This window comes from Streptomyces sp. NPDC005963 (assembly GCF_040638655.1).
Lineage (GTDB): Bacteria > Actinomycetota > Actinomycetes > Streptomycetales > Streptomycetaceae > Streptomyces.
Map to the genome: position 1 here is coordinate 112536 of NZ_JBEXVD010000005.1, position 12352 is coordinate 124887.

Sequence of the window (12352 nt, forward strand, 5' to 3'; positions counted from 1 at the left end):
AGAGCACCACCTAAGGCCTCACGAGGACGGGGAGCGGGCGCAGCGCCATGGGTGAGGTCTTCGCCGGCCGGTATGAGCTGGTCGACCCGATCGGACGCGGTGGCGTCGGCGCCGTATGGCGCGCTTGGGACCATCGGCGCCGCCGCTATGTGGCGGCCAAGGTGCTCCAGCAGAGCGATGCGCACACCCTGTTGCGCTTCGTCCGAGAACAAGCCGTCCGCATCGATCACCCCCATGTCCTGGCTCCGGCCAGTTGGGCCGCGGACGACGACAAGGTGCTGTTCACCATGGATCTGGTGAGCGGTGGGTCGCTGGCGCACGTGATCGGCGACTACGGCCCGCTGCCTCCCCACTACGTCTGCGGTCTACTCGACCAACTGCTGTCCGGCCTGGCCGCGGTGCACGCCGAGGGGGTCGTGCACCGCGACATCAAGCCCGCCAACGTCCTGATGGAGGCCACCGGCACCGGACGCCCGCATCTGCGGCTGTCCGACTTCGGCATCTCGATGCGCAAGGGCGAACCGAGGCTCACCGAGACCAACTACGTGGTCGGTACGCCCGGGTACTTCGCTCCCGAACAGATGACCGGCGCGGAGCCGGATTTCACCGCGGACTTGTTCGCGGTCGGCCTGGTCGCCATATATCTCCTCGAAGGCCAGAAACCCGACTCCAAGGCGCTCGTCGACCACTTCGTCGCCCATGGGACCCCGGGTGCGCCCCAGAGCATTCCCGAGCCGCTCTGGCAGGTGCTGGCCGGGCTTCTCCAGCCGGATCCCGAGGACCGCTTCCGTAGCGCCACGGGAGCACGCAAGGCTCTCGCGACGGCCGGGGAGATGCTTCCGGATCTCGGCCCCGACGACGAACCGGTCGAGATCTTCGACCAACTGGGTCCCCTGCCGATGGGATTCGGCCCTGACGGGCCGGAGAAGCCAAAGGCTCTGGGCGGCCCGGTCCGTCGCACCACCGGCTCGGGAGGGACCGCACTCCCGGCGACCGACCAAGGCCCTCCTCCCACGAGCGGAACCGAGCCCGGGGCTCCCCATGCCACCGGGGCATCGCCCTCCGGCATCCCGGCTTCCGGACCCGCCTCGGGACCCCCCACCCCGAGTGAGGCCGTCAACCAGACCGGCACGACCCCGCCGCCCGCAGGACCGCCCACCCCGGGTGGGGCCGAACTGCTGCCCCTGCCCCCACACCCGCCCGGTGCACCACCACGGCCGGCCCAGCAGCAGTCGGCCCAGCAGCCGGAGATCTCCCGGGGCTCCGACCCCACCCCGGGCACGCATCCGGCGCCACACCCCCTCGCACCGCCACAGCTTCCCCCGGTGCCCACGAACGGGCCGGCGCTGCCTCCGCCGCCCACCCAGCCGCCCACTCCCCCGCCACAACCGATCCAGCAGCAGGCGTCCCCACACCTGACCGCTGCCGAACCCACCCCGACGCCCGTGTCGGACCTGCTGACGGATCACCACGTCACCCCCTTCTACGCCCACGCTCCCGAGCAGCTGTCGCAGTCCCACACCACGCAGACCGCGCCGACCTCACCGGTGCACTACCAGCCGCCCCTCACTCGTACATACACCGCTCAGAGCCCTCGGGTTCCCCTCACCCGGGCCGAAGCCCGCCGCGCGGCCAAACGCCCCGGACCGCCCCTGAAGGTGGCCGCTCCGGTGCTCTTCCTGGCCCTGGTCTGCTACGCCGTGGGCGTCTGGGCGCTGCTCCAGCTCTGAACGGCTCGGAAACGAACCCCCTCACCAGATTTTTGCTTGAGCAATTCAATTATTCGCTCAAGCGAATACACGGGAGGCGGGCAGCAGAAAGCCCCGGTCGCTTCGTGCGACCGGGGCTTCAACCAAGACTGCTGCGTCTCACACACCCGAACCTGCGGGCACGGAGTCGGTCGCCTCCGTCCACAGATCCTGCTCGGCGCGATCCGCCTGGATCTGGCGGTACACGAGGAGCCCGCCGATGGCGGCCAGTGCGACCAGGAGAAGCTTCTTCACCGCGCGACCTCGTCTTTCCTTGACGTATGAGGACTTCTGCCGCCCGACTATACACACCGACCGATACCGATCGGTGACCTACGTGGACGCTCGCCCTCAGCTCAACTACCGCAGTCAATAATGCGTTCAGCCCGTACGAAGTCACTCCGTACGGGCTGATTCAACACTGTGGGGCTAACAGGATTTGAACCTGTGGCCTCATCCTTATCAGGGATGCGCTCTAACCAACTGAGCTATAGCCCCGCCGCGCTGCGCGCTGACCTCTGAAGATTAGCGCACGTCGGGCGCAGCTCCCAAATCCCGGGGCCAAAGGCCCCGGACCTGGGACTACTCGTCCTCTGCGAGCGTCAATTCCACCCCGCCGACGAAGCCCGCGGAGAGGTTGTAGATGAACGCTCCGAGGGTCGCCAACGCGGTGGCGAGGACGACATCGATCACCGCGATGATCGAGGTGAAGATGAGCACCCGCGGCAGCGAAAGGAAGGACTGCAAGTCGAACCCGTTGCTGTCGGTCGAGCCCGTGGCTTCGCTGATCGTGCCGCCGACGGTGGAGAAGACGCCCATGGCGTCCATCACCATCCACAGCACCGCGGCGGCGATGACCGTACAGATGCCGAGCGCGATCGAGAGCAGGAAGCTGACCTTCATCACGGACCACGGATCGGCCTTGGCCACCCGCAGCCGCGCCTTGCGGGTGCGCGGTGTGGTCCGCGCACCCGTACGGGGCAGCCGCACGCCGGCCTGCGTCCCCTCGTCGCCCTGGGGCGACGGGTACGCCTGGGGCGGGCGATAGGGCTGCCCGGCCTGCTGGGGCGCCGGCTGGCCGCCGCCCAACGTCTCGTACGGGGGCTGCTTCCCCCGGGTGTCTGTCACCGTAACCCCCTGGGAGTCCGTGGCTGAGCCACGGGCACCGTTCGCTCCAGAAGCTCCGGCAGCGGCCGAACCGGCGCCCGTGGCTCCACTCACGCTCTACTCCTCGTGCTCCCCGGCCGAAGGCTCGGTGCCCTCGGCCACCGCTTCGGCCGAAGCGGCGAAGGTCTCGTCGGTCGCCGCGGCCTCTTCGGCCCCTTCGACCTCTTCAGCCTCCCGACCGGCCTCGGCGTTACGAGCGATGCCGACCACGGCATCGCGCTTGCCCAGGTTGATCAGTTGGACGCCCATGGTGTCACGGCCGGTCTCCCTGACTTCATTGACTCGCGTACGAATCACACCGCCGCCGAGGGTGATGGCCAGAATCTCGTCCGTCTCCTCGACCACCAGAGCGCCCACGAGCGATCCGCGGTCCTCCACGATCTTGGCAGCCTTGATGCCGAGGCCGCCACGACCCTGGACGCGGTACTCGTCGACAGCGGTCCGCTTCGCGTAACCGCCATCGGTAGCAGTGAACACGAACGTACCGGGCCGCACCACATTCATCGACAGAAGCTCGTCTCCTTCGCGGAAACTCATCCCCTTGACACCCGATGTGGCACGCCCCATCGGGCGCAGCGCATCGTCCGTCGCAGTGAATCGGATCGATTGCGCCTTCTTGCTGATAAGTAGCAGATCATCCTCGGCCGACACCAGTTCGGCGCCGATCAGCTCGTCATCGGTTCCCGCCTCCGTCTCCCGGAGGTTGATCGCGATGACACCGCCGGACCGAGGCGAGTCGTAGTCCTTGAGCGGGGTCTTCTTGACCAGACCGCCCTTGGTGGCGAGCACCAGGTACGGCACGGCGTCGTAGTCGCGGATCGCCAGGATCTCCGCGATCTGCTCGTCCGGCTGGAAGGCGAGCAGGTTCGCCACGTGCTGGCCGCGCGCATCGCGACCGGCGTCGGGCAGCTCGTACGCCTTGGCTCGGTAGACCCTGCCCTTGTTGGTGAAGAAGAGCAGCCAGTGGTGGGTCGTGGAGACGAAGAAGTGGTCGACGATGTCGTCTTCCTTGAGCTTCGTGCCCCGAACGCCCTTGCCGCCCCGCTTCTGCGACCGGTAGTCGTCGGTCTTCGTGCGCTTCACATAGCCGCCGCGACTGATCGTGACGACGATGTCTTCCTCGGCGATCAGGTCCTCGATGGACATGTCGCCGTCGAAGGGCACCAGCATCGAACGCCGGTCGTCGCCGAACTTCTCGACGATGACCGCGAGCTCCTCGCTGACGATCTGCCGCTGCTGAGCGGGAGAGGCGAGGATGGCGTTGTACTCGTTGATCTTCGCTTGCAGCTCGTCGTGCTCGGCGACGATCTTCTGACGTTCGAGGGCGGCCAGCCGGCGGAGCTGCATCTCCAGGATGGCGTTCGCCTGGACCTCGTCGATGGTCAGCAGTTCCATCAGGCCCGCGCGGGCGATGTCGACGGTGTCGCTGCGCCGGATCAGCGCGATGACCTCGTCGATGGCGTCGAGCGCCTTGAGCAGACCGCGCAGGATGTGCGCCCGCTCCTCCGCCTTGCGCAACCGGAAGCGGGTGCGCCGGACGATGACCTCGATCTGGTGGTGCACCCAGTGGCGGATGAAGGCGTCGATCGACAGCGTCCGGGGCACGCCGTCGACCAGCGCCAGCATGTTCGCGCCGAAGTTCGTCTGGAGGTCCGTGTGCTTGTACAGGTTGTTCAGGACGACCTTGGCGACGGCGTCGCGCTTGAGCACGATCACCAGGCGCTGACCGGTGCGGGACGAGGTCTCGTCCCGCACGTCGGCGATGCCGCCGATCTTGGCGTCCTTCACCAGGTCGGCGATCTTCTGCGCGAGGTTGTCCGGGTTGACCTGGTACGGAAGCTCCGTGACGACCAGGCACTGACGGTTCTGGATCTCTTCGACCTCGACGACCGCGCGCATCGTGATGGAGCCGCGACCGGTGCGGTACGCCTCCTCGATGCCCTTGCGCCCCACGACCAGGGCCCCGGTCGGGAAGTCCGGGCCCTTGATCCGCTCGATGAGGGCGTCCAGCAGCTCCTCGTGCGTGGCGTCCGGGTGCTCCAGCGCCCACTGCGCTCCCGCGGCCACCTCGCGCAGGTTGTGCGGGGGGATGTTGGTCGCCATGCCGACCGCGATGCCCGCCGACCCGTTGACCAGGAGGTTGGGGATGCGGGCCGGCAGGACGGTCGGCTCCTGGTTGCGGCCGTCGTAGTTGTCCTGGAAGTCGACGGTCTCCTCGTCGATGTCCCGGAGCATCTCCATCGACAGCGGCTTGAGCTTGCACTCGGTGTACCGCATGGCGGCGGCCGGGTCGTTGCCCGGAGAGCCGAAGTTTCCGTTGGAGTCCACCAGCGGCAGACGCATCGACCACGGCTGCGCAAGGCGGACCAGGGCGTCGTAGATCGAGGAGTCGCCGTGCGGGTGGTAGGTGCCCATGACGTCGCCGACGACGCGGGCGCACTTGTAGAAGCCCTTCTCGGGCCGGTATCCGCCGTCGTACATCGCGTACAGCACACGGCGGTGGACCGGCTTCAGCCCGTCCCGTACGTCCGGCAGCGCGCGGGAGACGATGACGGACATCGCGTAGTCGAGGTAGGAGCGCTGCATCTCCGTTTCGAGCCCGACGGGCTCGATCCGCATCGCCGGCACTTCTTCGGTGGTGGCAGGGGTGGGTGTCTCGTCGGCCATTGCTGGTCTTCGGTCCTTTCGTACGGTCAGCTGAGACCGACTCAGATGTCGAGGAAGCGGACGTCCTTGGCGTTGCGCTGGATGAAGGAGCGACGTGCCTCGACGTCCTCACCCATCAGCACGGAGAACAGGTCGTCGGCCTGGGCCGCGTCGTCCAGGGTGACCTGGCCCAGGACGCGGTGCTCCACGTCCATGGTGGTGATGCGCAGTTCCTCTGCGTTCATCTCGCCCAGACCCTTGAAGCGCTGGATCGAGTCCTCCCGGATCCGCTTGCCCTGCTGCTTGCCCAGTTCGACCAGGGCGTCGCGCTCGCGGTCCGAGTACGCGTACTCGAAGTCGTCCCGACCCCACTTGATCTTGTACAGCGGCGGACGCGAGAGGAACACGTGCCCGGCTTCGACCAGGGGCCGCATGAAGCGGAAGAGGAACGTCAGCAGCAGTGTGTTGATGTGCTGACCGTCGACATCGGCGTCCGCCATCAGAATGATCTTGTGATAGCGGAGCTTCTCGATGTCGAAGTCCTCGTGCACGCCCGTGCCGAAGGCCGAGATCAGCGCCTGCACCTCGGTGTTCTGGAGGATCTTGTCGATCCGGGCCTTCTCGACGTTCAGGATCTTGCCGCGGATGGGCAGGATCGCCTGGTACATCGGGTTGCGCCCGGACTTCGCCGAACCACCGGCGGAGTCACCCTCGACGATGAAGATCTCGCACTTGGTCGGGTCGTTCGACTGGCAGTCGCTGAGCTTGCCGGGCAGTGAGGCCGACTCCAGCAGGCCCTTGCGCCGGGTCAGATCGCGCGCCTTGCGGGCGGCCACCCGGGCGGTCTGCGCCTGGATCGCCTTGCGGATGATGTCCGCGGCCTCGTTCGGGTTGCGGTCGAACCAGTCGGTGAGGTGCTCGTGCACCACCTTCTGCACGAACGTCTTCGCCTCGGTGTTGCCCAGCTTGGTCTTGGTCTGGCCCTCGAACTGGGGCTCGCCCAGCTTGACCGAGATGATCGCCGTCAGACCCTCGCGGATATCCTCGCCGGAGAGGTTGTCGTCCTTCTCGCGCAGCAGCTTCTTGTCCCGCGCATAGCGGTTGACCAGGCCCGTGAGCGCGGCGCGGAAGCCTTCCTCATGCGTGCCCCCCTCATGCGTGTGGATGGTGTTCGCAAAGGAGTAAACGCCCTCGGTGTACTGGGAGTTCCACTGCATCGCGATCTCGACCGAGAGCATCCGCTCACGGTCTTCGGCCTCGATGTCGATCACGGTCGGGTGGATCAACTCGCCCTTGCGGGAGTTGAGGTACTTCACGAAGTCGACGATGCCGCCCTCGTAGAAGTACGTGACTGTGCGGACCTGCTCCTGCTCCGCCTCCTCGGCCGTGTCGGCACCGACGGTGGCCTTGGCGGAATCCCGCTCGTCGGTCAGCGTCAGGGTCAGGCCCTTGTTGAGGAAGGCCATCTCCTGGAAACGACGGGAGAGCGTCTCGAAGGAGTACTCGGTCGTCTCGAAGATGTCGCCGTCGGCCCAGAACGTCACCGAGGTGCCGCTCGCGTCCGTGGCCTCGTTCTGTGCGAGGGGTGCGGTCGGAACGCCGAGCTTGTAGTCCTGCGTCCACCGGAAGCCGTCGCGCTTGACCTCGACCGCGACCTTGGAGGAGAGGGCGTTGACGACGGAGACACCCACGCCGTGCAGACCGCCGGAGACCGCGTAGCCGCCGCCGCCGAACTTTCCACCGGCGTGCAGGACGGTGAGGACTACCTCGACCGCGGGCTTGTTCTCCGAGGGGACGATGCCCACCGGAATGCCTCGGCCGTTGTCGATGACGCGAACGCCGCCGTCGGCGAGGATCGTGACGTCGATCGTGTCCGCGTGCCCGGCCAGGGCCTCGTCGACCGAGTTGTCGACGACCTCGTACACCAGGTGATGAAGCCCACGCTCACCGGTCGAGCCGATGTACATGCCGGGGCGCTTGCGAACCGCGTCCAGCCCCTCCAGGACGGTGATCGCACTGGCGTCGTACGAGGCGGTGACCTCGACGCCGCCATTGAGAGTGGACGGGGTGATCTCGTTGGGGTTGCCGGAATCGGCCACGAAGCGCCCTTTCTGGCACAGCACAAGCCGTTCTCCGGACAGGCGGGGACGGCTGCGTCGTTCGACATGTTCCGCAAGGTGGCGGGATTGTCCATCAGTCTACCGGTACCGCCGACACTCATGGGGGTTTGCCGGCGCTTGAGTCCGCATGTGCCGCCCTGAACCCGCCCGGTCCGACTCCCCATATACGGGAAGGGGCTCCAGGGGGCTGACACCGGCATTGAGCGCTTTGGACTGTCAGCGAACGGCTACGGTGAGGGACGGATCATGGAAGGCCCCTTTCCGGGCACCGGAACAGCCCTGCGAGCAGGGCCGGGAAGCGGCGGCGGAGGGGCCCGGGAAGACGGTGCGCGGGCGCACGGAGGCCGGGCGCGTCCCCATCCCGCACACCCCGGCCCCACGCGGGTGCGACCAGTTACGGGATCCGGGCATCCGACGGTTGCTCAGGGCCCGAGCACCGCCCGGAGAGCCGGAACAAGGGCCTGCGCGGAGCCGAGTCGATCAAGGAATCCGGGCTGGGTGCGGTGAAAGCGTGCGAGGTCGCTCACAGCGCTTCTGCACGAAAAATTCACAGGCTGGGGAAGGTGCAGCGCGCACCCCGGTGGGCGTGGCACCGGCGAGCCCTCGACGGGTTGCCGGCCGGGCCCTAGCCGTAGGTGTCGCCCGGTCCCGTGCTCCCGGGCGCGCGGAGCGGCCCGTACCCCTTCCAAGGTCCTCCCGGACCCAGCACCTTGATCATTCTCACGGTGCCCTGCCCGAGGTCCTCGTTGAGCCTCGCCACCAGCCGCGGCGCGAGCAGCCTCAGCTGGGTCGCCCAGGCCGTGGAGTCGCACTGCACCGTGAGCACCCGTGCATCGGGGGCCTCGTCGTAGCGCAGCGGCACGCAGTGGTTGGCCAGGTGCTCGCCCACGATCTGCGGCCAGCGCCCCATCACTCCACCCACCGCGGCCGGCGTCTCCCAGCCGCGCTCGGTGATCAGACGATTGATCGCGGCGCCCAAGGGCAGCGGGTCACGACCATCCGCATGAGCCCCGGAACGAAGCCCTCCACCCCTTCTGGCCTGCTTCTTCTCCTGGGCGGCTGCGCCACGGGCCCGGGCTTGCTCCTTGGCGGCCCGCAGGGCGACGCGCGCCAGGTCGACACCGGAGACATCGGCCGCTGGGAGCGAGGGCGCCCCGGACGCCAGCGGAAGGGGGGAGTCCGCGTTCATGCCCGCTCCACCTCTCCACCGGCGACCTCGTACCTCGTCCCCGACAGCACCCCGGGGACGTCGTCGACGACGGCCGCGGTCACGAGGACCTGCTCGGCAGGAGCCACGAGTTCGGCGAGCCGTTCCCGCCTCCGGGCGTCGAGCTCGGCGAATACGTCGTCCAGGACGAGCACAGGTTCGTTTCCTTCGGTGCGCAGCAGATCGTAGGAGGCCAGCCGTAGGGCCAGGGCGTAGGACCAGCATTCGCCGTGGCTGGCGTAGCCCTTAGCGGGCAACTGACCGAGCCCGAGCACCAGGTCGTCGCGGTGCGGTCCGACGAGGGTGACCCCCCGCTCTATCTCCTGCTTGCGGGTCTCACCGAGTGCAGTGAGCAACTGTTCGTAAATCTCGGACCGGTCGGGGGACTCGTCCTGGTTCGTCATGGTCAGCCCGGCGGAGGAACGGTACTCCAGGGTGATCGGACCACCACCGGGGGCGAGGGCGTCGTACGACTTCTCGGTGAGCGGCTGGAGCACCCGGATCAGTTCGAACCGCTGGGCGAGCAGTTCAGCGCCGGTGTGGGCCAGGTGCTGGTCCCACACGTCCAGGGTGGAGAGGTCCGCACCACCGGAGCCGCCGCGCGTGCCCGAATCATCCGGCTCGACCGATGGGTCCGCGACGGCGCGGCTCGATGTCCGGCCCGGCTTGGTCACCCCGTAGCGACGGGCGATCGCCGCCGATTTGAGCAGGGAGTTGCGCTGTTTGAGCACGCGCTCGTAGTCGGACCGCACCCCCGCCATGCGCGGAGAGCGAGCCGTGACCAGTTCGTCGAGGAAGCGGCGTCGATCGCCGGGGTCGCCCTTCACCAGGGCCAGGTCCTCGGGGGCGAACAGGACCGTACGGACGATCCCCAGCACATCTCGGGGCCTGACCTGCGATGACCGATTGATCCGGGCCCGGTTGGCGCGGCCCGGGTTGAGTTCGAGCTCCACGAGTTGCGAGCGTTCGCCCTGGGTGACGGCGCCCCGGATCACGGCGCGTTCGGCGCCGGCGCGCACCAGTGGGGCGTCGGATGAGACCCGGTGGCTCGACAGCGTGGCCAGATAGCCGATGGCCTCGACGAGGTTGGTCTTCCCCTGGCCGTTGGCGCCCACGAACGCGGTGACGCCCGGATCGAGCGGGACCTCGACCCGGGCGTACGAGCGGAAGTCGGCCAGTGACAGATGCGTGACGTGCATGGATGTAGGCCGACCTCCCCCGGCTCAGGGCTTTACTTCTTGCTCTCCACCGCGTGGCCGCCGAACTGGTTGCGCAGTGCGGCGATCATCTTCATCTGCGGGGAGTCGTCCTGGCGGGAGGCGAACCGGGCAAAGAGAGATGCGGTGATGGCGGGCAACGGTACGGCGTTGTCGATGGCGGCTTCCACCGTCCAGCGGCCTTCACCGCTGTCCTGGGCAAATCCGCGGAGCTTGTCGAGGTGCTCGTCCTCGTCCAGCGCGTTCACCGCGAGGTCGAGCAGCCAGGAACGGATGACCGTGCCTTCCTGCCAGGAGCGGAAGACCTCGCGCACGTCGGTGACGGAGTCGACCTTCTCCAGCAGCTCCCAGCCCTCGGCGTACGCCTGCATCATGGCGTACTCGATGCCGTTGTGGACCATCTTGGCGAAGTGACCTGCGCCGACCTTGCCGGCGTGGACGGCGCCGAAGTCGCCCTCGGGCTTGAGGGCGTCGAAGACGGGCTGTACGCGGGCGACGTGGTCGGTGTCCCCGCCGTACATCAGCGCATAGCCGTTCTCCAGGCCCCACACGCCGCCGGAGACTCCGCAGTCGACGAAGCCGATGCCCTTGATGCCCAGTTCGACGGCGTGCTTCTCGTCGTCGGTCCAGCGGGAGTTCCCGCCGTCCACAACGATGTCGCCGGGGGAGAGCAGCTCGGCGAGCTCATCGATGGTGGACTGGGTCGCGGCTCCGGCCGGGACCATCACCCACACCACCCGGGGGCCCTTCAGCTTGTCCACAAGCTCCTGGAGGCTGTGGACATCGGCGAGGTCGGGGTTGCGGTCGTAGCCGATGACGGTGTGGCCTGCGCGGCGGATGCGCTCGCGCATGTTGCCACCCATTTTGCCGAGGCCGATGAGGCCGAGCTCCATCTTGACTGTCCTTAAGCGTCGAATGCCGATGCGTAACCGGTTCCGAGCCTACGCCGGAGTGACGTAGGCAGCCTGACGGGCCTGCTCGGGGTGTGAGCAGGCCCGTGGGAGGACACCGGGGGTGCCTGGCTGCAAGGGCGTGAAAGTCAGCCGGAGAGCCGTACAGGCATGATCAGGTACTTGTACGCCTCGTCCGCTTCGGCATCCACGGCGGGCTTGCCGCTCAGCAGGGCGGGCTTGGTGGAGGTCGTGAACGACAGCTGGGCGACCGGGGAGTCGATCGCGCTCAGACCGTCCAAGAGGAAGTTGGGGTTGAAGGCGATCGAGATGTCGTCACCCTCCAACTGGGCGTCGACGCGCTCCACAGCCTGTGCATCGTCGCTCGATCCGGCTTCCAGGATGAGCACGCCCTGCTCGAAGCTGAGTCGGACCGGGGTGTTCCGCTCGGCGACGAGGGCCACGCGCTTGACGGCTTCGACGAAGGGCGCGGTCTCGATCACTGCGACCGAGTTGAACTCGGTGGGGAACAGCGTCCGGTACTTCGGCAGATCGCCTTCGAGCAACCGGGTCGTGGTCAGCCGACCTGCGCCTTCGAAGCCGATGAGGCCCTCGCCCTTGCCGGAGCCGGCGAGCGCGAGCGTGACGGTGTCACCGCTGGTCAGGGCCTTTGCGGTGTCGAGGAGCGTCTTGGCGGGGACGAGCGCGACCGCGGAGGTGTCCGCGTTCTCCGGCTTCCACAGGAACTCGCGGACCGCGAAGCGGTAGCGGTCGGTCGAGGCGAGGGTGACGGTGTCGCCCTCGATCTCGATCCGTACGCCGGTGAGGACGGGCAGTGTGTCGTCACGGCCGGCTGCGATGGCCACCTGGGCCGCGGCGGAGGCGAAGACCTCACCGGGGACGGTGCCGGTCGCGGTCGGCATCTGCGGCAGGGCCGGGTACTCCTCCACCGGCAGGGTGTGGAGGGTGAAGCGGGAGGAGCCGCAGACCACCGTCGCCCGTACACCGTCTGTGGAAATCTCCACCGGGCGGTTGGGGAGGGCGCGGCAGATGTCGGCGAGCAGCCGGCCGGAGACGAGGACGGTGCCATCCTCCTCGACCTCGGCCTCGACCGAGACCTTTGCGGAGACCTCGTAGTCGAAGCTGGAAAAGCTGAGCGCTCCGTCCTCGGCCTTCAGCAGAAGGCCAGCGAGCACGGGCGCCGGCGGACGGGCCGGGAGGCTTCTGGCCACCCAGGCCACCGCCTCCGCGAGTACATCGCGCTCAACCCGGATCTTCACCGGAACCGCCTCCTGCTGTTGCTGGCTCGCCGTTGCTGGCCTCTGTCGTCGGCTGTGTTGCCGAGGACCAGTCTGAC

At 67.9% G+C, this 12352-nt stretch carries 9 protein-coding genes and 1 tRNA gene; 1 reads left to right on the top strand and 9 read right to left on the bottom strand.

The genetic code is table 11. The annotated features are described in order from the left end of the window. The first annotated feature begins 47 nt into the window (after window positions 1-47). On the top strand, window positions 48-1730 hold the full coding sequence (locus tag ABZ348_RS10085) for a protein kinase (protein WP_358931239.1): 1683 nt from the start codon (window positions 48-50) through the stop codon (window positions 1728-1730). 138 nt (window positions 1731-1868) lie between these two features. Here the strand turns inward: ABZ348_RS10085 and ABZ348_RS10090 are convergent, their stop codons facing one another. From ABZ348_RS10090 to dnaN, 9 genes are all read right to left on the bottom strand, one after another. Further along, window positions 1869-2003: a DLW-39 family protein gene (locus ABZ348_RS10090; RefSeq protein WP_003958712.1), complete on the bottom strand. Its 135-nt coding sequence runs from the start codon at window positions 2001-2003 to the stop codon at window positions 1869-1871. A gap of 169 nt (window positions 2004-2172) precedes the next feature. Then, a tRNA-Ile gene (locus tag ABZ348_RS10095) sits at window positions 2173-2246 on the bottom strand. Between the two features lie 84 nt (window positions 2247-2330). Continuing rightward, window positions 2331-2969 carry a DUF3566 domain-containing protein gene (locus ABZ348_RS10100; protein ID WP_358931241.1) on the bottom strand — a complete coding sequence of 213 codons (639 nt, stop codon included), beginning with the start codon at window positions 2967-2969 and terminating at the stop codon, window positions 2331-2333. A 3-nt stretch (window positions 2970-2972) separates the two neighbouring features. Continuing rightward, a complete protein-coding gene (gene gyrA / locus ABZ348_RS10105) occupies window positions 2973-5582 on the bottom strand; it encodes a DNA gyrase subunit A (RefSeq protein WP_358931243.1) in 2610 nt (869 codons plus the stop codon). Window positions 5583-5623: 41 nt separating this feature from the next. Further along, window positions 5624-7684 carry a DNA topoisomerase (ATP-hydrolyzing) subunit B gene (gene gyrB / locus ABZ348_RS10110; protein WP_358931245.1) on the bottom strand — a complete coding sequence of 687 codons (2061 nt, stop codon included), beginning with the start codon at window positions 7682-7684 and terminating at the stop codon, window positions 5624-5626. A 622-nt stretch (window positions 7685-8306) separates the two neighbouring features. Continuing rightward, on the bottom strand, window positions 8307-8870 hold the full coding sequence (locus ABZ348_RS10115; protein ID WP_358931247.1) for a DciA family protein: 564 nt from the start codon (window positions 8868-8870) through the stop codon (window positions 8307-8309). Continuing rightward, window positions 8867-10087 carry a DNA replication/repair protein RecF gene (gene recF / locus ABZ348_RS10120; RefSeq protein ID WP_358931249.1) on the bottom strand — a complete coding sequence of 407 codons (1221 nt, stop codon included), beginning with the start codon at window positions 10085-10087 and terminating at the stop codon, window positions 8867-8869. Before recF ends, ABZ348_RS10115 begins: the two co-directional genes overlap by 4 nt. A 32-nt stretch (window positions 10088-10119) precedes the next feature. Then, window positions 10120-10998, bottom strand: coding sequence for a phosphogluconate dehydrogenase (NAD(+)-dependent, decarboxylating) (gnd, locus tag ABZ348_RS10125; RefSeq protein ID WP_358931251.1), 879 nt, complete (start codon window positions 10996-10998; stop codon window positions 10120-10122). Between the two features lie 146 nt (window positions 10999-11144). Further along, on the bottom strand, window positions 11145-12275 hold the full coding sequence (dnaN, locus tag ABZ348_RS10130; RefSeq protein WP_358931253.1) for a DNA polymerase III subunit beta: 1131 nt from the start codon (window positions 12273-12275) through the stop codon (window positions 11145-11147). Between the last annotated feature and the right edge of the window lie 77 nt (window positions 12276-12352).